The organism is Fluviibacterium sp. S390 (genome assembly GCF_049800695.1).
Classification (GTDB): domain Bacteria; phylum Pseudomonadota; class Alphaproteobacteria; order Rhodobacterales; family Rhodobacteraceae; genus Meridianimarinicoccus.
The window spans coordinates 81,724-103,485 of record NZ_JBNAFN010000014.1 but is presented as its reverse complement, the minus strand read 5'-3'; the positions used below and the strand labels follow the sequence as shown (position 1 = coordinate 103,485).

Here is a 21,762-nt window from a genome sequence, read left to right as displayed (position 1 = left end):
CGAGGCCGAGAGGGGGCGGATTCAATCCTTGGGGGTGTACCTGCCGCGCAGGGTCTCGACGGCGTCGCGAATACACTCCAGCGCCGTCGGATAGGCGGTGTCGGTGGCGTCGGACAACACCGGGGCAATCTCTTCATTGATCCAGGCAAGCTGGGCCACCAGCCCGTCCCAGGTGGACGGCGATGTGCGGCACATCTGATGGGTCAGATGCTCGCGCTCAGACCATGCGGCGGACCATTTCGGCGATTGCTCAGAGGTATTGGCAAGACGGATGTCCAGCACACGGATCTGGTGCAGCCAGCCGGGATGCGGGTCGGCGCCAACGTCGGCAGACGGATTTGCCGGACGTGGTGTCGGGAAAGAAAAGATGCCCAATGACACGTCTGTTTGTGACCGCAGAACGGTTTCATCAATCATCTGGCAGTACTCCCCCAACACCGGACTCACATGCCCTGTCGCAGCAACAGGACGTTAACTACTTGTTTCATCCTAAATCTTAACAATCCGTGAAGATTTGGTTCAACTGATATGCTACTTGCCGCGTATATTTCTTCCCAGGGTGATTAATGATTAATCATCTTTCCTCAGAAGAAATGCTCGGGCAGGCATCGCTGCAAGAGAGAATTTCACCGCCGCCTGTCAGGTTGCGAGTGTTCCTCCTTGTGCGACCTTGGGTCAGGGCAACAAACAGCCGGGACGATCTTGCGGGGTGACGCCGCGTCCAGTGTGGCGATAAGCCAACAGCCCGATCCATTCCTTTGCCGCCAGATTCAATTCCGCAAGGTTTTCGGCAAAGCGCCAGCCCAGCCGGTGCCCCTGCGGCAGGATTCGAAAATCGGTGGGATAGGGCACCAGATTGCGCCAGCCGGCGGCGCAGAAGACCTCGACGCTGCGGCGCATGTGAAAGGCGGATGTGACCAGCACGATCCCGCCCTCGGGCAGGCCGTCCATCAGCGGCAGGGTGTTCACCGCGTTTTGCCAGGTGTTCAGCGAGCGGCCTTCCAGGATCAGGCGATCCTGTGCAATCCCGGCGCCGGTGAAGATCTGCCGCGCGACCTCGGAACCGGGCAGAAAGCCTGTGCGGAACCAGCCGGTGCCGCCGGTGAAGACGACCCGTGCTTCGGGGTATTGCCGGGCCAGCGCGATGGCTGTCAGAAACCGGTCGCCCTTGTCGCTGATGTGCGGCTGGCCGTAGGTGTCGGTGCGCACGGCCTCCTCGCCGCCGCCCAGCACCACGATGGCCGCCGGGGCGGCCAGGTCAGGGTTGGCGGGGTAGGCGCGCTCCAGCGGGCCCAGCAGCGTGTCGGCGGGGCGCAACAGGGCGATGACCAGAAAAGCGGCAATGGCCAGCGACAGCGCCGTGACCGCCAGCCGCCGCCGATGCAGCAGCAGACCGGCCAGCGCCAGCAGCATCAGCCCCAGCAGCCAGCTTTCGGGGCGGGCCGCCATCCAGAACAGCTTTGACAGCGGAAAGAACAGCCCGTCCATCACCGGCCCGGTTGCCATACGTCAGCCATACGCCGGCCAGACCTTTTCCAGCCCGCCGCTTCAGGTGGTCTCGCGCAGGGTTTCGATCATCAGCGCGACATTGTCGGGATCGGCGTCCGGGGTGATCCCGTGGCCCAGGTTGAAGATATGCGGCCCGCCCGAGAACGCCTGCCGGATGCGCCGGACCTCGTCCACCAGATCCTGCCCGCCGGTGACCATATGGCTGGACGCAAGGTTGCCCTGCACACAGCCGTCGACCTGCACATGTTCGGCCGCCCAGGCCGCATCGACCGAATTGTCCAGCGCCACGCAATCGGCCCCGCTGGCCTTGGCAAAGCCGATATAGCGTTCGCCCGCTTCGCGCGGGAAGGCAATGATCGGGATTTCGGGGTGCCGCTCTTTCAAGGCTGCGATGATCTGGCGCGCCGGTTCCAGCGCGTAATTGGTGAAATCGTCGCCCTTCAGCGATCCGGCCCAGCTGTCGAACAGCTTCACCACCTCGGCCCCGGCGTCGATCTGGGCCGAGAGATATTCGATGGTGGCATTGGTCAGCCGCCCGATAATGGCATGAAACAGCTCGCGATTCTCGGCGATCAGCGCATGCGCCGGGGCCTGATCCGGGGTGCCTTGCCCGGCAATCATGTAGGTGGCCACCGTCCAGGGCGCCCCGGCAAAGCCGATCAGCGCGGTCTCGGCAGGCAATTCGCGCCGCAGGATGCGCAGGGTTTCATAGACCGGGGACAGGTGATCGTGGATGTCGGCGGCATGACACAGCTTGCCGAAATCCTCTTCCGTGGTGGTTGTGGACAGGCGCGGGCCTTCGCCCGTGACAAACCACAGATCCGCCCCCAGCGCATCGGGGATCAGCAGGATATCGGCAAAAAGGATCGCCGCATCAAAGCCATAGCGGCGGATGGGTTGCAGCGTGACCTCGGCTGCGAGTTCCGGGTTGTAGCACAGGGACAGGAAATCCCCGGCCTGTTCCCGCGTCGCGCGGTATTCGGGCAGGTAACGCCCGGCCTGCCGCATCATCCAGATCGGCGGCACATCCTGGGTCTCGCCCGCAAGACTGCGCAGAAGTTTTTTTTGTTCGGCCATGACATACCCCGTCGCTTGTTGCCTTGGTGGTCCCGCACCTGCGCCAGAAAGTCAACGCATCGGCAGTTGTCACGCCGACGCGGCGGGTCTAGGGAATTGCCATGACGATCACGCTTCCGACCCCGACTTCGCCCCTTCGCATCGGCACCCGCGGCTCTCCGCTGGCCCTGGCACAGGCGCATGAAACCCGCGACAGGCTGGCGGCAGCCTTTGACCTGCCGCCCGCGGCCTTCGAGATCGTGGTCATCAAGACCACCGGCGACGACCGGGCGCTGATCGACGCGGACAAGCCGTTGAAGGAACTGGGCGGCAAGGGCCTGTTCACCCGCGAGATCGAGCAGGACATGCTGTCGGGCAAGATCGACATCGCGGTGCATTCCATGAAGGACATGCCGGTGCTGCAACCCGAGGGGCTGGTGCTGGACTGCTACCTGCCGCGCGAGGACGTGCGCGATGCCTTCATTTCGCCCGACCATGCGTCGCTGACCGATCTCCCCGAGGGCGCGGTGGTGGGCTCGTCCAGCCTGCGCCGCCGCGCGCAACTGGCGCACCGCCGCCCCGACCTGACGCTGGTGGAATTTCGCGGCAACGTGCAGACCCGCATGAAGAAGCTGGAGGAGGGGGTTGCCCAGGCCACCTTCCTGGCCATGGCCGGGCTGAACCGGTTGCAGATGACGCAGGTTGTCCGCACCGCCATCGCGCCCGAGGACATGCTGCCGGCGGTGGCGCAAGGGGCCATCGGTATCGAACGCCGCGCCGACGACAGCCGCGCCGCCGAGATGCTGGAGGCGATCCACGACACTCCGACGGGTCAGCGGTTGGCCGCCGAACGCGCCTTCCTGGCGGCGCTGGACGGATCCTGCGAAACACCGATTGCCGGACTGGCGGAGCTGTCCGGCGGAACCCTGCACCTGCGCGGCGAGATCCTGCGCACCGACGGCTCGGAATCACTGACCGATGCCGCGGACGCCCCGATCGAGGATGGCGCCGCCCTGGGTCGGGACATGGCGCAGCGGCTTCTGACGCGTGCGGGCAAGAATTTCTTCGATTGGCGCACCTAGACAGGGATCAGATTGTAAAACCGTCACGTCGCGCGCCGGGAACGTGGCGGTTGCCAGCTCTGGCAAGAAGGGGAAACTGTGATGGCAAACGAATTCACCGAAGACGACGCAGGTCGTGACTGGCTAGAGGCCGAATTGGCCGACACGCTGGACGAAGATTTCGAGCTTGAGATGTCCGAACCCGCCCTGTCGCTGGAAATCCGCAAGATCTATCGCAAGGCGCATCCGCCCAGCCTTGAACGGCGCGACTATTTCCGCAAGCTGCTGTCTCTGCAGGCCGAGCTGATCAAGCTGCAGGACTGGGTGCAGCATTCGGGCGAAAAGATCGTGGTGATCTTCGAAGGCCGTGACAGCGCGGGCAAGGGCGGGGTCATCAAACGCATCACCCAGCGGCTGAACCCGCGCGTCTGCCGCGTCGTCGCGCTGCCCGCCCCCAGCGAGCGGGAAAAGACCCAATGGTATTTTCAGCGCTATGTGCCGCACCTGCCGGCGGCGGGCGAGATCGTGCTGTTCGACCGCAGTTGGTACAACCGCGCGGGCGTGGAAAAGGTCATGGGCTTTGCCAACAAGGATCAGGTCGAGCAGTTCTTCCACGACGTGCCGGAGTTTGAGCGGATGCTGGTGCGCTCGGGCATCCGGGTGGTGAAATACTGGTTCTCGATCACCGACGAGGAACAGCAGATGCGCTTCCTGATGCGCATCCATGATCCGCTGAAACAGTGGAAACTGTCGCCGATGGACCTGCAAAGCCGCGTGCGGTGGGAGCAGTATACCAAGGCCAAGGAAGAAACTCTGGCCCGGACCAACATCCCCGAGGCCCCGTGGTTCATCGTTGAAGGCAACGACAAGAAACGGGCACGGCTGAACTGCATCGACCATCTGCTCAGCCTGATCCCCTATGAGCCGGTGCCGCACGAGGACATCTCGCTGCCCGAACGGGTCTACAACAAGGAATACGAACGCGCGGTGCTGCCGCCCGAATTGTATGTGCCCAGCAAGTATTGAGCGCCGAAGAGCAGGTGGGGCCACTTGGTGCCGCCTGCCTTGGGGTTCGGTATTGACCCCGGTTTGGCGATGAAATATCAGCAGCCTACACTGCGCGGGCGTTGTGTAGTGGTAAGACCTTAGCCTTCCAAGCTAATGACGCGGGTTCGATTCCCGCCGCCCGCTCCAGCCTTCCCGATCCAATTTCTGCCGCTGCCCGCCTGTGACTTTCCGGCCCGTGCGCGATGTCTTGTTGCCCGGTCCCGCAATAGGTACACCATCGCAAACTCGCGGAGACAGGACATGGCCAGAACACCCAAGACGACGGATCAGGAGCGGGAGAAATCCAAACGCATCGGCGCGCTTCGCGGGCTGGTGCCGTTCCTGATGCGCTACAAGCCACTGGTGGCCGGGGCAGGCGTGGCGCTGGTCTTTACCGCCTTCATCTCGCTGGTGCTGCCGTTGGCCGTGCGCCGGGTGGTGGACGGCTTCCAGTCCGGCGCGGCCGAGCTTCTGGACCAGTATTTCTTTGCCGCCCTCGTCATTGCCGCCGCCCTGGCCCTGGGCACCGGCGTCCGATACTACATGGTGACCCGGCTGGGCGAGCGCGTGGTGGCCGACATCCGCACCGCCGTGTTCGACCGCATGGTGGGGATGAGCCCGGCCTTCTATGAAAAGACCATGACCGGCGAGGTTCTCAGCCGGATCACCACCGACACCACGCTGATCCTGTCGGTGATCGGATCGTCGATCTCGTGGTTCCTGCGCAACGTGCTGTTGTTCTTCGGCGGGCTGCTGATGATGCTGCTGACCAGTGCCAAGCTGACCGGGCTGGTGCTGCTGCTGGTGCCGGTGGTGATCGTGCCAATCATCGCGCTGGGGCGCCGGGTGCGCAAGCTGAGCCGTGAAAACCAGGACTGGATCGCGCAAAGCTCGGGCAAGGCGTCGGAAACGCTGCTGTCGGTGCAGACCGTGCAGGCCTTCAGCCACGAGCCGCAGTCGCGCGCCATGTTCGCCGATGTGACCGAACGGTCATTCGAGGCTGCCAAGTCGCGCATCACCGTGCGCGCGGCGCTGACCGTGATCGTCATCTTCCTGGTATTTGCGGGCATTGTCGGTGTGCTCTGGGTCGGCGCGCGCGATGTGCGGGCGGATGTCATGAGCATCGGCGAGCTGGTGCAATTCGTGATCTATGCCGCAATCATGGCGGCTTCCACCGCGGCCCTGTCCGAGATCTGGGGTGAGCTGCAGCGCGCCGCGGGCGCGACCGAACGGCTGGCCGACCTGCTGCACGCCGAGGATACAGTCACCGATCCGGCCCATCCGGTGCCGGCCGTCAATCCGGGCCGGGGCGAGCTGGAACTGGATGAGGTCGTGTTCCACTATCCCACGCGCCCCGATGCCGCCGCGCTGAACGGCATCAGCCTGACCGTGGCACCGGGTGAAACCGTGGCGCTGGTCGGACCCTCGGGCGCGGGCAAGACCACGGTGCTGCAAATGCTGTTGCGGTTCTACGATCCGCAGTCCGGCGTGGTGCGCATGGACGGGCAGGATCTGCGCGACATGGCGCGCGATGATTTCCGCCGCCAGATCGCGCTGGTGCCGCAGGAACCGGTGATCTTCGCCGATACCGCGCTGGAGAACATCCGCTTCGGCCGCCCCGAGGCCAGCGACGACGAGGTGCGCGCCGCCGCCCGCGCTGCCGCCGCCGACGGGTTCATCTCGGCCCTGCCGGACGGCTATGGCAGCTATCTGGGCGAACGCGGCGTGATGCTGTCGGGTGGCCAGAAACAGCGCATCGCCATCGCCCGCGCCATCCTGCGCGACGCGCCGGTGCTGCTGCTGGACGAGGCCACCTCGGCGCTGGACGCGGAAAGCGAGATGCTGGTGCAAAGTGCCGTGGAATCACTGGCCCGCGACCGCACCACGGTGATCATCGCGCACCGTCTGGCCACCGTGAAGAAGGCCGACCGCATCGTGGTCTTCGACGAGGGCCGCATCGTCGCCGAAGGCACCCACGATCAGCTTGTGGCCGAAGGCGGCCTGTACGCCCGGCTGGCGCGCTTGCAGTTCACACAAGGCATGGCGGCGGAATAGGCCCGTCCCCAGTGCCCCTCTGGCGGTTCTGATCGCCGGTGGGGCACTGCGGCGCTGCGTAAATTCTGGCGAAACGCCGCGTCAGACTTGTTCCCAGATCACTTCGCGCACATCCTTGCCGGCAAAACTGTCGCATCTGTCGGGGAGGATCCGTTGTGACCAGAGCATTCACCAATGCCGCCGTGAGCAAGGTTATCGAGGCCGAAATGCCCTGGGCCGACCGCGACGTGCCCGGCACTGTCTATGACGCGCTGTTGCGCACCGCCGGGACGATGGGCGACCGCAAGGCGATCAGCTTCCAGATCCTGTCCGATCCGCGCGCCAAGGTCGAAACCCTGACCTGGTCCGATCTTCTGGCCAGCACCACGCAGGCCGCCAACCTGTTCCGCAGCCTTGGCGTCGGACCCGATGACGTGGTCGCCTACCTGCTGCCCAACTGCAATGAAGCCGCCGTGGTGATGTTGGGCGGGATGACGGCGGGGATCGTCAACCCGATCAACCCGCTGCTGGACGTGGAACAGATCGCAGGCATTCTGAAGGAAACCGATGCCAAGGTTCTGGTCACTCTGAAGGGCTTTCCCAAGACCGACGTGGCGCAGAAGGCCGCCGAGGCCGCGGCCTTCGCGCCGAATGTGAAGACCATTCTTGAAGTGGACCTGCTGCACTATCTGACGCCACCCAAAAGCTGGCTGGTGCCGCTGATTCGGCCCAAGGTCACCGCGCGCCATCACGCCAGGGTGCAGGACTATGCCAAGGCCGTGGCGGCCCAGCCCGCCGACCGTCTGACCTTCGATCATTCCGGCGCGAACCGGGTGGCGGCCTATTTCCACACCGGCGGCACCACCGGCGTGCCAAAAGTCACCCAGCACAAGCAGGAGGGCATGATCTACAATGGCTGGCTGGGGCATGAACTGATCTTCGACGAAACCGACGTACTGATCTGCCCGCTGCCGCTGTTTCATGTCTTCGCCTGCTATCCGATCATGATGTCGGCCATTCAGGCCGGGTCGCATGTGGTGTTCCCGACTCCGGCGGGCTATCGCGGGGACGGGGTGTTCGACAACTTCTGGAAGCTGATCGAACGCTACGGGGTGACCTTCCTGATCACCGTGCCCACCGCCCTGTCGGCGCTGATGCAGCGCAAGGTGGATGCCGATGTCTCGACCCTGAAGACCGCGATCTCGGGCTCGGCGCCGCTGCCGCTGGAATTGTACCGCAAGTTCGAAGAAAGCACCGGCGTGCAGGTGGCCGAGGGCTATGGGCTGACCGAGGCGACCTGCCTTGTGTCCTGCAACCCGTTCGAAGGGCAGAAGAAGGTCGGCTCGGTGGGCATTCCGCTGCCCTATACCGACGTTCGCATCCTGCAGTGTGCCGAGGACGGCAGCATCACCCATGAATGCGGCACCGACGAGGTGGGCGAGATCTGCGTCTCGAACCCCGGCGTCTACGAGGGCTCGACCTATACCGAGCCGGGCAAGAACCTGGGGCTCTTTGCCGATCGCGTCTACCTGCGCACCGGCGACCTGGGGCGGCTTGACGCCGATGGCTACCTGTGGATCACCGGGCGCAAGAAGGATCTGATCATCCGCGGCGGTCACAACATCGATCCCGCCGAGATCGAAGAGGCGCTCATGGGCCATCCGGCGGTGGCCGTGGTGGGGGCCATCGGCCAGCCCGACGCCGTCGCCGGGGAATTGCCCTGCGCCTATGTGGAACTGGTGGCCGGGGCGCAGGTCGATCCGGCAGAGTTGCTGGACTTCTGCAAGGATCGCATCCACGAACGCGCCGCCATCCCCAAGTATATCGAGGTTCTGCCAGAGCTTCCGAAAACCGCCGTCGGCAAGGTCTTCAAGCCCGACCTGCGCAAGCGGGCCATCACGCGCGTCTATGGCGCGGCCCTTGAGGGCGCGGGCCTGCCGGTCTCGGTCGCCAGCGTCGTGGATGACAAGAAGCTGGGCCTCGTGGCGATCCTGAAGCGGCACGGGGACGTGGAAGACGACGCCCTGGCCCAGGTCATGAACCGCTTCACCCGGCCGTGGCGCTGGCAGGACGCCCCCGAGGGCTGACAGCGCGGGCCGGGGGTCAGTACCCCCGGCTGCGATCCACCAGATGCGGGGCCGGCTGACCGGTTTCGATGGCGGTGATGGCGCGCACTACCGCCTGCGAGGCCGTCTCGGGACGGGTGGACGAGGCGATATGCGGGGTCACCGTCACGCGCGGATGGTGCCAGAAGGGATGATCGGCGGGCAGGGGTTCGACCCGGAACACGTCCAGCGTGGCATGGCCGACCCGGCCTTCGTCCAGCGCCCGCAGCAGGGCGTCGTCATCGATCAGCGGGCCGCGTCCGGGGTTCAGAAGCGCAGCGCCCTTGGCCAGCCAGCCCAGCCGGTCGTCGTTCATCAGGTTCTCGGTCTGCGGGGTCTTGGGCAGCAGCAACACGACGATCTCGGCCCCGGTCAGCGCCGGTTGCAGCCCGTCGTCGCCGGACAGGCAACGCACCCCGGCGATGTCCTTGGGGGTGCGGCTCCAGCCCGTCACCTGGAACCCCAGACTGGACAGCATTGCGGCGCAGGCCGCGCCCAATTCGCCCAGCCCCAGTACGGTGACCTTGCGATCCCGGGCCAACGGCGGCGGCACATGCACCCAGTCGTGGCCGGGATTGACGATATGGGCGTCGATCCCAAGGTGATAGCGCAGCACATGGCCGGTGACCCATTCCACCATCCCCGCCGTCAGCCCGGCGGGATCCACCATCCGGGCCAGCGGCTGCGTCAGTGTCGGGTTGGCCACGATACGCTCCACCCCGGCCCAGAGGTTCAGCACGGCGCGGGCGTTGGTGAAGGGGCTGAAGTCTTCCAGCGGACCGTCGGGAGAATAGACGATGTAATCCACCGCCTCGGGCGCGGGGCAGGTGTTGGACAGCGCGATATCGAACCCCGCCGCCGTCAGATCGTTCTGCAGAAGGGGCTGGTAGGCCTCCCAGTCCTTGGCGGCGGCTGAGAAATAAATGTTGAGCGTCATGGAAGCCCTCTACCTGGGTTTGTGAACATGGGCCGATTGCACCAGCCCGAAGGCCACCAGCAGCACCAGCATCGCCGAGCCGCCATAGGACACCAGCGGCAGCGGCACGCCCACCACCGGGGCCAGCCCCATCACCATCGACATGTTCACGGCGAAGAACAGGAAGAAGGTGCCGGCGATGCCCAGCGTCAGCAGCGACCCGAAACGGTCGCGATTGGTGATGGCGGTGACGATGCAGAACAGGATCACCAGCATATACAGCGCCAGCAGCGAGGTGGCGCCGACAAAGCCGAATTCCTCGGCCAGCGTGGTGAAGATGAAATCGGTGTGTTTTTCGGGCAGGAAGTTCAACCGGCTTTGGGTGCCCTGCATGAAGCCGCGCCCGGTGACGCCGCCGGACCCCAGCGCGATCTTCGACTGGGTGATGTGATAACCCGCCCCCAGCGGATCGGTCGACGGATCAAGGAAGGTGTCGATACGGCGGTACTGATAGTCCTTCAGCAATTGCCAGTCGGTGCCTTTCGAGGCCATGACCGCCCAGACAAGGCTGCCGCCCGCGCCAATGACGGCGGCGAAATAGGCCCAATGTACCCCGGCCAGGAACATCACGAAGCCGCCCCCCGCCACCAGCAGGATCGAGGTGCCCAGATCGGGCTGCTTCAGCACCAGCGCCACCGGGATCAGGATCAGGACCAGCGGCACGATGACCCAGACCGGGTGCGAGGTCTTCTTGAGGTCGAGCCAGTCGTAATAGGCCGCCAGCATCATCACGAGGGTGATTTTCATCAGTTCCGACGGCTGCAACCGCATGAAGCCAAGGTCGATCCAGCGTTGAGCGCCCATGCCGACGGTGCCGGCAACCTCGACCCAGACCAGCAGGGCCAGCGCCAGCAGATAGCCCATGACGGCCATGTTGCGCCAGAACCAGATCGGCACCATGGCGATGACCAGCATCATCGCCATGCCCAGGCCGAAGCGCTTCATCTGCGGTTCCATCCAGGGTGTCGGCGATCCGCCCGCCACCGAATAGAGCATCACGAACCCGATGCCCGAAATTGCCGCCAGCAGCAGGATCAGCGGCCAGTTCAGGTACAGGACCTTGCGCAGCCCGCGGGGGACGGATTTGACCTTGTATTCAAGATAGGTCATGCGCGGCTGCTGACGGTTTCGACCGGTTTGCGGTCGCGCAGGGGCAGGGCGCGCTGCTCTTGCTCTATGCGCTCGCGCTGGCCGGCGGGATAGGCCTCCAGCGGCGGCAAGTCGCCATGCAGGGTGCGCAGGATCACGTCGCGGGCAATGGGGGCCGCCGCGGTCGAGCCGCCGCCGCCGTGCTCCACCACCACCGACACCGCGACCTTGGGATCGTTGTAGGGGGCGAAGCCCACGAACAGCGCATGGTCGCGCCGCTCCCACGGCAGATCCTCGTTGCGGAAGACGCCGCGCCGCCGCTCGGCGGCGGTGATGTTGCGGACCTGGCTGGTGCCGGTCTTGCCTGCCATCTGCAAGGTCTCGTCATTGATGCGCGACCGATAGGCGGTGCCCCGGTTCGAGTTGGAGACCGCGAACATGGCCCGCTGTACCGCGCGCAGGTGATAGGGATTGATGTCCAGTGGCCCCTCAAGGCGCACCGGCTCTTCAACCCCGTCCACGGCCCGGATCAGCCGGGGCGCAATGGCGTTGCCGCTGGCCAGACGCGCGGTCATCACCGACAGTTGCAGCGGCGAGGCCAGCACGAACCCCTGTCCGATCGAGGCGTTCAGCGTGTCGCCGATCACCCAGTCCGCCCCGCGCCGCGTGGCTTTCCAGTCGCGCGTCGGCGTCAGCCCTTCGGCGACCGCCGACATGGGAATGTCAAAGCGGGTGCCCATGCCCAGCTTGCGCGCCATTTCGGAAATCTTGTCGATCCCGACCCGCTGGGCGGCCTCGTAGTAATAGACGTCGCAGGATTGCTGCAGGCTCTGGTGCAGGTTCATGTGCCCATGGCCGCCGCGCTTCCAGCAGTGGAAACGGCGTGAGCCGGCGCTCAGGTAGCCTGGACACCAGACCGTGTCCTCGGGCGAGACGACCCCGGCCTCCAACGCCGCCAGCGCCGTCACCATCTTGAAGGTGGAACCCGGCGGATAGACCCCCTGCACCGACTTGTTGGCCAGCGGGCGAAACTTGTTCTCGGTCAACAGGCGATAGTCGGCACCCGAGATCCCGCGCACGAACTTGTTGGGATCGAAAGTCGGCGACGAGGCCACCGCCAGAAGGTCGCCGTTGCGCACATCGGTGACCACCACCGCCGCACTTTCGCCGTCCAGCCGGGCCTGCACATAGTTCTGCAGGGTCTCGTCGATGGTCAGTTGCAGGTTCCGTCCGGCGGTGCCTTCGGTGCGCGACAGCTCGCGCATGACCCGGCCCACGGCGTTGACTTCGATCTGGCTGTTGCCGGCCCGGCCGCGCAGGACCATTTCTTCCTTGGCCTCGATCCCCGACTTGCCGATCTGGAACTTGGGGATCTGCAACAGCGGGTCCGGATCCTGAAGCTTTGACAGATCATAGTCGCTGACCGGCCCCACATAGCCCACCACATGGGCGAAATCCGATCCCAGCGGATAGGCGCGCGACAGCCCCACCTCGGGGCGCACGCCGGGCAGGGCGGGGGCGTTGACGGCCACGCGGGCCAGATCGTCCCACGACAGCCGGTCGGCGACGGTCACGGGCACAAAGCTGGACCGGCGGCGCGTCTCGCGCAGGGTGCGCTCGATGTCTTCCTCGGTCAGCGGGATCAGGCGGCCCAGTTCCTGCAGCACTTCCTCAACATTGCCCGCATCCTCGCGCACGATGACCACGCGATAATTCTGGTCGTTAATGGCAATGGGGGAGCCGTTGCGGTCGAAGATCAGCCCGCGCGCCGGGGGCAGCAGCCGCATGTTGATGCGGTTTTCCTCGGCCAGCATCCGGTATTCTTCGGATTGCTCCACCTGCATCTGCCGCATCCGCCAGCCCAGAAGACCCGCAAAGGCCAGCTGCGCGCCGCCCAGCACCAGCGCGCGGCGGCCGATGCGGCGGGTTGACAGGTCGGTGTCGCGGGGAGGACGTCTCATCGCCCGCTCCCCCGGCCAAAGCCCTCGGGCACGGGGCGCTTGCGCAGGCCCAGACCGGCGGCGCACAGCAGGACCACCAAGGGATAGGCGGCGACGGTGACCGGCATCCGCAGAAGTTGCGCCCCAAGGCTGGGTTGATCGGCGAAGGTCACGGTCAGGGCCAGCCAGTTGAGCCCGACCATGGCGGTATAAAGGGCAGCAAATACCCCGGTTTCAGCCAGCACCGACAGCGGTTGCAGGCGCTTGTGGCGACGGCGCAGGTATTCGGTCGCGCCGATGGCGATGGCGGTCCAAAGTCCCGGCGGCTGCATCAGTAGCAGATCCGACACGAAAACCATCACCGCGATCAGCCAGACCGGCAACCAGTCGGGCCGCCGGATCACCCAGGCCACCACAAGACAGATCACCAGATCAGGGGTCGGCAGGGGACCGGGTTGCAGATCAAGTGGCAGCAGCTTGACCATCAGCACGCCGCTGCACAGCAGCACGAACAGCCCGCCGAACATCAGCCGCTTGAGAAGCTGTCCTTCACTCATCTGCGGCCTCCGGTTGCGAGGGGCCTTGCATCGCCGCTAGCGGGCGCACGATCTGGCCGGTTTCGCGGATCGGCTCGGGGCCGGAATAGCGCAGCACCCGCAGGAATTCGAGCCGCTCGTAATCCGCCGCCAGCCGCACCCGGAAACGGTTGTCGGGGCCGCGGATCACCTGGCCCACAAGAATGCCCGCCGGGAACACCCCGGCGTCGCCCGAGGATACCACCCGGTCGCCGGGACGTACCAGTTCGACGCTTTCCAGAAACTCGATGCGCGGTTGGGTAGAATTGTCACCGCTCAGCAGCACGCGCTGGCCCGAAGGCTGAATTGTCACCGGGATCGACGAGGCCGGATCGGTCAGCAGGATCACCCGCGCCGTGGTCCGCCCGACGCCCGAGATCCGGCCCACCAGCCCGATCCCGTCCATCGCCGCCCAGCCTTCCTGGATGCCATCATGTTCCCCCACGTTCAGCAGCACCGACCGCCGGAAGGGCGAGCCACTGTCGGCCAGAACGGTGCCGGTGACGTAAGTCAGCCGCGCATCCAGCTTGACGTTGTTGAGATCCAGCAACCGGGCGTTCTTCTGTTCCAGCTGTAGTGCTGCCTCTTTCCAGGCGCGCATCTGCTGCAACTCGCGGCGCAATTCCTGGTTCTGCTGGTAGAGCGCCGAATAGGTCGAGAAATTGTCGCTCATCTTGACCAGCGCGGTAATCGGCGCCATCGCCCATTGCACGCGGGGCAGGGTCGCATCGACCACATCCGTGCGCAGGCGCTCCACGCGCGGGCTGTCGATGCGCCACAAAAGGAAGACGGCAAGGCAGACCAGGATCAGCCCGCCGGCGAAGATGCGCCGGATCGGGCGGAAATGGTCCTGTCCCTTGTCGCCGTCGTAAGCCAAATGCGTCTCCGAGACTGCGGCGGGTTCCGGGGCGGCTCAGACTGGCAGGCCACCGCCCGCGTGCGGATGGATCAACTGTCGTAGTCTATGACATGGCGAAGCTGGTTTTCAAATTCCAGTGCCTTGCCGGTGCCCATTGCCACGCAGTTCAGCGGTTGATCCGCCACCGTGATCGCCAGGCCGGTCTGCTCGCGCAGGGCCAGGTCCAGATCGCCCAGCAGCGCGCCGCCGCCGGTCAGCATCACGCCGCGATCCACGATGTCGGCGGCCAGATCCGGGGGCGTGGCTTCCAGTGCGGTCATCACGGCTTCGCAGATCTGCTGCACCGGTTCGGCCAGCGCCTCGGCCACCTGGGCCTGGGTGATCTCAGTTTCCTTGGGCACGCCGTTCAGCAGGTCGCGGCCCCTGATCTGCAACGACTGGCCGCGGCCATCGTCGGGCATCCGGGCGGTGCCGATGGTGGTCTTGATGCGCTCGGCGGTGGCTTCCCCGATCAGCAGGTTATGCTGGCGGCGCAGATAACTGATGATGCCTTCATCCATGCGATCGCCACCGACACGGACCGAACGCGCGTAAACGATATCGCCCAGCGACAGAACGGCCACCTCGGTGGTGCCGCCGCCGATATCGACGACCATATTGCCGGTCGGATCGGTGATCGGCATGCCGGCGCCGATGGCGGCCGAAATCGGCTCTGCGATCAGCCCGGCGCGGCGGGCGCCCGCCGACAGTACCGACTGACGAATGGCACGCTTTTCCACCGGGGTGGCGCCATGCGGGACGCAGACGATGATCTTGGGCTTGATAAAGCTGGTGCGGCGGTGAACCTTGCGGATGAAATGTTTGATCATTTCTTCGGCGACGTCGAAATCGGCGATCACGCCTTCGCGCATCGGCCGGATCGCCTGGATCGAGCCGGGGGTCCGACCCAGCATCAGCTTGGCATCCTCGCCCACAGCCAGCACCTTCTTGACGCCATCCTTGACGTGATAGGCCACCACCGAGGGCTCATTCAGGATCACACCCTTGCCCTTGACGTAAACCAGCGTGTTCGCCGTGCCCAAGTCAATTGCCACGTCCGAAGTAAACAAGCCCCTGAAAAGCGCCATGTCGAGGTTGTCCTGCTAATGCCCCAAATTGTCCCGCGAGTCGCTGCCGCAGGCTGGCCCCGCTTATAGGCTTCGGGGCAGGGGGGTGAAAGGGGAGAAGGGGGCCTGCGCGGGCCTCGGCAGGGTTCTGCCCGGTAAACCTTGGGGAAGTTTTTTTTGAACGGCGGCGATGGCCCCTACTCGGGCGGGTGTCAGGGGGGTGGGCAGACAAGAAACGGGCGCGCCGGTGGGGCGCGCCCGTGAAGCAGGAACGCGGCTGTCAGGTCAGCTGACGTCCTTGTAGTTGATTTCCTTTTTGTCGGAATGGGTCTTGGTGCGGCGCACGATCAGCCGGTTCAGCGCGGCCACATAGGCCTTGGCACTGGCCACCACGGTGTCGGTGTCGGCGGATTGGCCGGTGACGATCTTGCCATCTTCTTCCATCCGCACGCTGACGGTGGCCTGCGCATCGGTGCCTTCGGTCACCGCGTGCACCTGGTACAGTTGCAGCCGCGCATCATGCGGGAAGATCGCCTTCACCGCGTTGAAGGTCGCATCCACCGGACCGTCGCCGGTGGCGGTCACCTGTTCGTCCTTGCCATCCACGGTCAGCGTCAGGTCGGCCGATTGTGGTGCCTCGGTGCCGCAGATCACCCGCAGGAATTTCACCTTCAGATGCTCGTTGGCGGCCGCGGCGCTGCTGTCCTGCATCAGCGCGACCAGATCGTCGTCGTAGATTTCCTTCTTGCGGTCGGCCAGCGCCTTGAACCGCACGAAGACATCCTTCAGCTGGTTGTCGCCCAGTTCATAGCCCAGGTCGGCCAGCTTGGCGCGCAGGGCGGCACGGCCCGAATGCTTGCCCATCACCAGCGAGGTTTCCGACAGTCCGATGTCTGATGGCCGCATGATTTCGAAGGTTTCGGCGTTCTTCAGCATGCCGTCCTGGTGGATGCCGCTTTCATGGGCGAAGGCGTTCTTGCCGACGATCGCCTTGTTGGGCTGCACCGCGAAGCCCGAGACCGACGACACCCGGCGCGAGATGTTCATGATCTTGGTGGCATCGATGCGGGTGGCATAGGGCAGGATGTCGTTGCGCACCTTCATGGCCATGACGACCTCTTCCAGCGCGGTGTTGCCGGCGCGTTCGCCCAGCCCGTTGATGGTGCATTCGATCTGCCGGGCACCGGCCTCGACCGCGGCCAGCGCATTGGCCGTCGCCATGCCCAGATCGTTGTGACAATGGGTGGCGAAGGTCACCGTGTCGGCACCGGGCACCTTTTCGATCAGCATCCGGATCAGGTCGGCGCTTTCGCGCGGCGCGGTATAACCCACCGTGTCGGGGATGTTGATGGTGGTGGCGCCGCATTTGATGGCGATCTCGATCACCCGGCACAGGTAGTCATGCTCGGTCCGGGTCGCATCCATGGGCGACCATTGCACGTCCGGGCACAGGTTGCGGGCATGGGTCACGGTCTGTTCGATCCGCTCGGCCATCTGGTCCATGGACAGGTTCGGGATCGCCCGGTGCAGCGGCGAGGTGCCGATGAAGGTGTGGATGCGCGGCTGGGCGGCATGCTTCACCGCCTCCCAGCAGCGGTCGATATCGGTGATATTGGCGCGCGCCAGCCCGCAGATCGACGAGTTGACCGAGTTCTTCGCGATCTCGCTGACCGCCTGGAAGTCACCCTCCGAGGCGATGGGAAACCCGGCCTCGATGATGTCGACGCCCATTTCATCCAGCAGGCCTGCAATCTCCAGCTTCTCGGCATGGGTCATGGTGGCGCCGGGGCTTTGTTCGCCGTCGCGCAGGGTGGTGTCGAAAATCTTGACACGATCTTGGGTTGAAGAGGTCATGGGTCAGGTCCGTTTCGTGGCGATGGCGCGGGGGCCGCGCGTGGGACGGGGGCCGCAACAGGGGCGGCATGCGGCGGCGGAAGGCGCCAGCCTGCGGGCATTGAGGGTCTGTGTCATCTGAGGTCCGTTCTGCTTGAAGTCTGTCGTGGCGCGGGCAGCATCCTCTGAGCGGTCGCGCCGGTGAACGGCACGCTCAGAGGCGACTAAGAAGCAGAAGACGTGCGGCGGCCAGCTGCCCGAGGGGCAGGTCGCGGAATCCAGCGATGATAGCAGCCGTTGCGTTCATGGGGCGCAGTTTAGACCGGGCCGGATTGCCGATGCAACCGCGGTTTTCCGGCTCAGCCCCCCGGTGGCGTGCGCGGCGGCCCCGAGACGCTGCAGGGGTCGGCGGCCCGACCCTCGGGGCTGCGGGTGGCGGGCAGGGTGGGGCTGTAGTCATAGGTCACGATGGTGTTGCCCGCGTCGAAGGCCACGAACACCAACCCGGCTTCGGGGGCCAGGGTGACGCCTTCGGCGTCGGAATAGGCGGAGGTGGCCAGCGGGATCACGTCCAGCAAGCGGCCCGTGGCGTCGAATTCGAACAGGCTGTCCAGCGCATCGGCATCGTCGACCACCAGCAGGTAACCGGTGCCCGGATCGCGGGTCAGGCCCTGCGGCTCCAGCATCGGCGGGGTCAGCGTGGTGCCGTCGATGCGGGCCAGCAGACCGCCACCAGCCTCCAGCCGCAGCACCTGGGCGCGGGCGTCATCGGTGATCCAGATTTCGTCACGGGCGGCATCCACGTACACCCCGTCGATATCCGAGAAGTCGCGCGTCAGGCGGAAGGGCGCACCCCGCGCCGTGCCATCGCGATATATTTCCTGAAACCGGCCGCTGCCGTCGCTCAGCAGCAGATGTGTATCAGTGACCGCCAGGGCATCCACCCGGCTGAGGTCAGAGCGGAACCGGCGCAGCGGTGCGCCCCACAATGTGAGCTGCGCGATCTCCTCGGTTTCATTGGCCACCCAGAGCGCGCAAAACAGCGGATCGAAGGCCAGACCGGAAGGGCCGGGAAAGGGAAAGCTGCGCACGAAGGTCAGTTCGGCCGCGGAAGCGGCAAGCGGAAGGACGGCCAGAACGGCTGCCCGCAGCAGGGGGGACACGATCGGCATCTGCCAACGGTAGCGGCCCACCAGGCATTGAAACAAGTGCGCTGTTCAGCGGTCGGGATTGAACCGAAGGCCCTTTCGGCTAGCTGATGGCATGAATTGGAAGGAGGGACCGCATGCAAAGGGCATTGGTGATCGGGGCCAGCGGTGGCATCGGCGCGGCTGTGGCCGAGGCCCTGCGCGCCCGGTTGGGGGCGGGCAATGTCACGACGCTTTCGCGGCGCGACGATGGGCTGGACATCACGTCAGAACAGTCGGTCCGCACCTGCCTGTCGCGGCAGGACGGGCCGTTCGATCTGGTTTTCTTGGCCACCGGCGGGCTGGCGGTGGCGGGTCACGCCCCGGAAAAGGCCCTTCGCGAGGTTTCGCCCGAAGCGCTGCGCGCGGTGTTTGACCTCAATGCGCTGGGTACGGCGCTGATCCTGAAGCACGCCGTGCCCTTGTTGGCCAAGGATCGCCGGGCGGTCTTCGCGGCCCTGTCGGCGCGGGTCGGATCCATCGGGGACAATCGCCTGGGCGGCTGGCACAGCTACCGCGCCGCCAAGGCCGCGCTCAACCAGATCCTGCATGGTGCCGCGATCGAACTGAAGCGCAGCCATCGGCAGGCCATCTGCGTCGCGCTGCATCCCGGCACCGTGGCCACACCGCTGACCCGCGCCTACGCAGGCCGACACCCGACCGTTCCGCCCGAGGACGCCGCACAGAACCTGTTGAAGGTCATAAACGGTCTGGACCCCGGAGCCTCGGGGGGCTTTTTCGACTGGGCTGGCAAGACCATCCCCTGGTGAGCCGGCCGAAAGCTTGCCCCAGCTTTCCCGATGCGCCCGCACCCTGCGCGCGGCCGTTGCGTGGTCCCCTTTGCCAGGACGCAGATGGAAGCCCTGCAATGCGAGATTGCCGCCATGCACTCGGACCAGGTTCTCATCGAGATCCTCAAGATCCTGCCCGAGCTGGTGTGGACGCTGCTTGCCGTGGGCAACCGCCTGTTTCTGGCCCCGACCCTGAAAGCGCGCGTTGCGCGCCTTTCCACCTGCACAGGCAACGGTCTTGACACGCGCGTTGATGCGGCTGGTGAAAAAACAACAGGGGGAACTGTCCTCGGGCGGTGTCTGACGGCAGTCTGTCCGCTCAAAGCGCCCATTCCGAAATCGAAGCCGCCAATATCGCCCCGATGTGCCGACTGCGGTCTTCCAGACACGGGGCAACCCGACCACGCGCAAACGGTTGGCACCGCGTGCGCAAAAAGGGCTTCAAGTCATTGGGAACACTGGAGGCGAGTACCGGAATCGAACCGGTGTACACGGATTTGCAATCCAGCCTCTTTCCCAACGAAATCAAGCGGTATCTGTTTCAAAAGACGACCCGACAAACCGTGAACATTCCGAGAAAGTTTCAAACGCCGATTTGACCGGCGAAAAAGAAAACGCCGCGACCTCGGCAAAGGTCAGCGGCGCTAAAGACGTTGTGGAAGGCGTCTATCTCTGCGGCGACTATATCGCAGCCTTTCCCATTTTGGCAATGCATTGGGGGGCGCTTGTATGACCGCGTTCCTCAAAAAATATATGCGCCCGGCCTACAAGAGCATATCGCGGGCGTTGGGGTATAGCCTGACCCTCGGAACGTCCGAAGCCTGGTCGGATTTCTGCACGATCGCTGCACACCGCCTTTCACTGGAAGAGCGCGCCGGGCTGGCATTCGCTGCCCTGAGCAGCCTTGACCCGGCTCAAGCCGAAGAATTGGCCGCAGCGGTTCTGGGGGCTGCTGGAATGCCCGCCAGCTCTTTCCTTGGCGCAATGCCTGAGGCCCGTTTCTGGGCGCACAGCGCCACAGAGACCGAGAGGAAGGCCTATTGCCTGGCCTGCTTCGAAGCCATGGCCGAGGCCAATCAATCCGCCTTCCTGCAACGCGCTACGGCAATGGAGGCCGCCGCATGAAATTTGATCGCCGTTTGCCCCGAACCACGAATCCGCCCGTGTCGCAGCCACACCTCAGTGCGCATCTTCGGGAGTATCCGGGCGAAAGCGCCTATGAGCTCGAACAGATGGCGCAGTCCGCTGCCTACGAGATCGAAGACCTTGCGCAAGTTGCCCTGATCACGCAGTGGATCGATGTTGAAACGGACGGGCCCCATTTGCCCGGTTCGCCGATCTGTCTCCCGATCGGCCCGGTCCTGAGCACGGCAGCCGTCACGGTGCAATTCGAGGAACCGGGGCAATCCCCCGTTGCACTGGCACCGTCCCAATACCAGCTGCGTGGGGGCATGCGCCCTTCCCTGCGGTTGATCGATGATGGCCAACTGCCAATGGCCCTGCAGGCGGGCAGCACAATCCTTCTGATCGCCTATGAAGCTGGGTTCGGCCCGGACGCTGCGACCGTACCGGCAGACCTGCAGCACGCGATACTGGATCAGGCTGCATCTGCCTATGACCAGCGCGGCGTTGCCCAGCGCGGCGATGGCACGTGGTTGTCGCCCCATGCAGCCCGGATCATCGGAAAGTACCGGGGGGTGCGCGCATGACCAGTGCCGAGCTTGACGAGATCATGACGTTTCACTGGCCGATGGTGGTGCGCCGCACGATGGCTGATGGCAGTGACGACTGGATCAAGGGCTTCGTGAAGTCGATAGCCCGACACGGGAAGCGGGCAAACTGGAAGCCCAGCGACAAGCAGGCCAGCATCATGCGCCGACTGATCGCCGAGATGGGCGCGCCCACGGACGATGCGATCTGCGTGGTGGAACCATGAGCGTGCGGGCGATGAACTGGGCGATCGAGGTTGCCAAAGGATCGAGGCTGAACAGCTCCGAACGGCTGGTGCTGATGATCCTGGCACACCACCACCACGACCGCACCAACGCCTGCTTCCCGAGCGTCGCGACCCTTGCCGAGGTTGCAGGGCTGTCCACACGTGGTGTGCAGCTCGCCCTGCGGTCCCTGACCGACAAGGGGCTGATCAGCGTGGCTGTGCGCACCGAGCACGGCAGGCAGCGCAGCAATCAATATGACCTGTTTGGGAAGCCGAGGGATGAAGCTGACTTCACCCCTAAGCGCAAGTCGAGGGGTGAAGCTGGCTGCACCCCTAAACCCGGATCGAGGGGTGCAGGGGGGGTCACCCCTCAGAACAGTCGAGGGGTGAAGCCCACTTCACCCGATAGGGACTCTTTAAGGGATAGGGCGGAACGACTGCCGACAGAGATCATCGCATTTCCTCGAACCGTTGGAGGGAATTGAAGCGATGGATCTGCTTAGAAACGATCGATCAACTGGCGACCTGTTCGCAGATGGTCCCAATGCCGCAAATTCTGTGAACCGGCGGGACCGCGCTACTGAGTTTTCTCTTTTCGCGCAGGACGCGGCGGCGGGGTCCGAGACCCCAGCCGAGAGAGCTATGCGTTTCATGCATA

Annotated in this window: 21 protein-coding genes and 2 tRNA genes; 11 read left to right on the top strand and 12 right to left on the bottom strand. The window is 64.9% G+C overall.

The window, feature by feature from the left end:
- Positions 1 to 21: 21 nt before the first annotated feature.
- From ACP15K_RS12530 to hemE, 3 genes are all read right to left on the bottom strand, one after another.
- On the bottom strand, positions 22 to 417 hold the full coding sequence (locus tag ACP15K_RS12530) for a hypothetical protein (protein ID WP_424990665.1): 396 nt from the start codon (positions 415 to 417) through the stop codon (positions 22 to 24).
- Positions 418 to 675: 258 nt separating this feature from the next.
- A complete protein-coding gene (locus tag ACP15K_RS12525) occupies positions 676 to 1,506 on the bottom strand; it encodes a YdcF family protein (RefSeq protein ID WP_424990664.1) in 831 nt (276 codons plus the stop codon).
- A gap of 42 nt (positions 1,507 to 1,548) precedes the next feature.
- Complete coding sequence (hemE, locus tag ACP15K_RS12520) at positions 1,549 to 2,586, bottom strand: uroporphyrinogen decarboxylase (RefSeq protein WP_193142623.1); 1,038 nt, start codon at positions 2,584 to 2,586, stop codon at positions 1,549 to 1,551.
- Between the two features lie 101 nt (positions 2,587 to 2,687).
- Here hemE and hemC point away from each other — a divergent pair, with 101 nt between their 5' ends.
- The 5 genes from hemC (at position 2,688) to ACP15K_RS12495 (ending at position 8,794) form a co-directional block, all read left to right on the top strand.
- Complete coding sequence (gene hemC / locus ACP15K_RS12515; protein ID WP_424990663.1) at positions 2,688 to 3,647, top strand: hydroxymethylbilane synthase; 960 nt, start codon at positions 2,688 to 2,690, stop codon at positions 3,645 to 3,647.
- 81 nt (positions 3,648 to 3,728) lie between these two features.
- Positions 3,729 to 4,652 (top strand): polyphosphate kinase 2, encoded by a 924-nt coding sequence (ppk2, locus tag ACP15K_RS12510; RefSeq protein WP_193142621.1) that lies wholly within the window; start codon positions 3,729 to 3,731, stop codon positions 4,650 to 4,652.
- 94 nt (positions 4,653 to 4,746) lie between these two features.
- Positions 4,747 to 4,820 (top strand) — tRNA-Gly (locus ACP15K_RS12505).
- A gap of 114 nt (positions 4,821 to 4,934) precedes the next feature.
- The gene (locus ACP15K_RS12500; RefSeq protein ID WP_424990662.1) at positions 4,935 to 6,728 is read left to right on the top strand and encodes an ABC transporter transmembrane domain-containing protein; all 1,794 of its coding nucleotides are present in this window, start codon (positions 4,935 to 4,937) and stop codon (positions 6,726 to 6,728) included.
- A 155-nt stretch (positions 6,729 to 6,883) separates the two neighbouring features.
- Entirely contained in the window at positions 6,884 to 8,794 is a 1,911-nt protein-coding gene (locus tag ACP15K_RS12495) for an acyl-CoA synthetase (protein ID WP_424990661.1), read from the top strand.
- A gap of 16 nt (positions 8,795 to 8,810) precedes the next feature.
- On the opposite strand, the gene ACP15K_RS12490 is transcribed toward ACP15K_RS12495, so the two are convergent.
- From ACP15K_RS12490 to ACP15K_RS12455, 8 genes are all read right to left on the bottom strand, one after another.
- Entirely contained in the window at positions 8,811 to 9,749 is a 939-nt protein-coding gene (locus tag ACP15K_RS12490; RefSeq protein WP_424990660.1) for a 2-hydroxyacid dehydrogenase, read from the bottom strand.
- 9 nt (positions 9,750 to 9,758) lie between these two features.
- Positions 9,759 to 10,898 carry a rod shape-determining protein RodA gene (gene rodA, locus ACP15K_RS12485; RefSeq protein ID WP_193142618.1) on the bottom strand — a complete coding sequence of 380 codons (1,140 nt, stop codon included), beginning with the start codon at positions 10,896 to 10,898 and terminating at the stop codon, positions 9,759 to 9,761.
- A complete protein-coding gene (gene mrdA, locus ACP15K_RS12480; protein ID WP_424990659.1) occupies positions 10,895 to 12,838 on the bottom strand; it encodes a penicillin-binding protein 2 in 1,944 nt (647 codons plus the stop codon). Before mrdA ends, rodA begins: the two co-directional genes overlap by 4 nt.
- Positions 12,835 to 13,374 (bottom strand): rod shape-determining protein MreD, encoded by a 540-nt coding sequence (locus ACP15K_RS12475; RefSeq protein ID WP_193142616.1) that lies wholly within the window; start codon positions 13,372 to 13,374, stop codon positions 12,835 to 12,837. The genes mrdA and ACP15K_RS12475 overlap by 4 nt, the downstream gene beginning before the upstream one ends.
- A complete protein-coding gene (gene mreC / locus ACP15K_RS12470; RefSeq protein ID WP_193142615.1) occupies positions 13,367 to 14,269 on the bottom strand; it encodes a rod shape-determining protein MreC in 903 nt (300 codons plus the stop codon). The genes ACP15K_RS12475 and mreC overlap by 8 nt, the downstream gene beginning before the upstream one ends.
- Before the next feature lie 71 nt (positions 14,270 to 14,340).
- Positions 14,341 to 15,378 (bottom strand): rod shape-determining protein, encoded by a 1,038-nt coding sequence (locus ACP15K_RS12465; protein WP_193142614.1) that lies wholly within the window; start codon positions 15,376 to 15,378, stop codon positions 14,341 to 14,343.
- A gap of 264 nt (positions 15,379 to 15,642) precedes the next feature.
- Complete coding sequence (locus tag ACP15K_RS12460) at positions 15,643 to 17,211, bottom strand: 2-isopropylmalate synthase (RefSeq protein WP_193142613.1); 1,569 nt, start codon at positions 17,209 to 17,211, stop codon at positions 15,643 to 15,645.
- 338 nt (positions 17,212 to 17,549) lie between these two features.
- Positions 17,550 to 18,362 (bottom strand): hypothetical protein, encoded by an 813-nt coding sequence (locus tag ACP15K_RS12455; RefSeq protein WP_424990658.1) that lies wholly within the window; start codon positions 18,360 to 18,362, stop codon positions 17,550 to 17,552.
- 113 nt (positions 18,363 to 18,475) lie between these two features.
- Here ACP15K_RS12455 and ACP15K_RS12450 point away from each other — a divergent pair, with 113 nt between their 5' ends.
- Positions 18,476 to 19,147 carry an SDR family NAD(P)-dependent oxidoreductase gene (locus ACP15K_RS12450; RefSeq protein WP_424990657.1) on the top strand — a complete coding sequence of 224 codons (672 nt, stop codon included), beginning with the start codon at positions 18,476 to 18,478 and terminating at the stop codon, positions 19,145 to 19,147.
- Between the two features lie 480 nt (positions 19,148 to 19,627).
- Here the strand turns inward: ACP15K_RS12450 and ACP15K_RS12445 are convergent.
- Positions 19,628 to 19,699, bottom strand: a tRNA-Cys gene (locus ACP15K_RS12445).
- Between the two features lie 64 nt (positions 19,700 to 19,763).
- Between ACP15K_RS12445 and ACP15K_RS12440 the strand changes: the two genes are divergently transcribed.
- Genes ACP15K_RS12440 through ACP15K_RS12420 form a run of 5 tightly spaced genes read left to right on the top strand, consistent with a single transcriptional unit; the run spans position 19,764 to position 21,589 of the window.
- Positions 19,764 to 19,901 (top strand): hypothetical protein, encoded by a 138-nt coding sequence (locus tag ACP15K_RS12440; protein WP_424990656.1) that lies wholly within the window; start codon positions 19,764 to 19,766, stop codon positions 19,899 to 19,901.
- Positions 19,898 to 20,293 carry a hypothetical protein gene (locus tag ACP15K_RS12435; RefSeq protein ID WP_424990655.1) on the top strand — a complete coding sequence of 132 codons (396 nt, stop codon included), beginning with the start codon at positions 19,898 to 19,900 and terminating at the stop codon, positions 20,291 to 20,293. Before ACP15K_RS12440 ends, ACP15K_RS12435 begins: the two co-directional genes overlap by 4 nt.
- A complete protein-coding gene (locus tag ACP15K_RS12430) occupies positions 20,290 to 20,877 on the top strand; it encodes a head-tail connector protein (protein WP_424990654.1) in 588 nt (195 codons plus the stop codon). The genes ACP15K_RS12435 and ACP15K_RS12430 overlap by 4 nt, the downstream gene beginning before the upstream one ends.
- Positions 20,874 to 21,104, top strand: coding sequence for a hypothetical protein (locus ACP15K_RS12425; RefSeq protein ID WP_424990653.1), 231 nt, complete (start codon positions 20,874 to 20,876; stop codon positions 21,102 to 21,104). Before ACP15K_RS12430 ends, ACP15K_RS12425 begins: the two co-directional genes overlap by 4 nt.
- Positions 21,101 to 21,589 carry a helix-turn-helix domain-containing protein gene (locus tag ACP15K_RS12420; RefSeq protein ID WP_424990652.1) on the top strand — a complete coding sequence of 163 codons (489 nt, stop codon included), beginning with the start codon at positions 21,101 to 21,103 and terminating at the stop codon, positions 21,587 to 21,589. The genes ACP15K_RS12425 and ACP15K_RS12420 overlap by 4 nt, the downstream gene beginning before the upstream one ends.
- Positions 21,590 to 21,762: the final 173 nt, after the last annotated feature.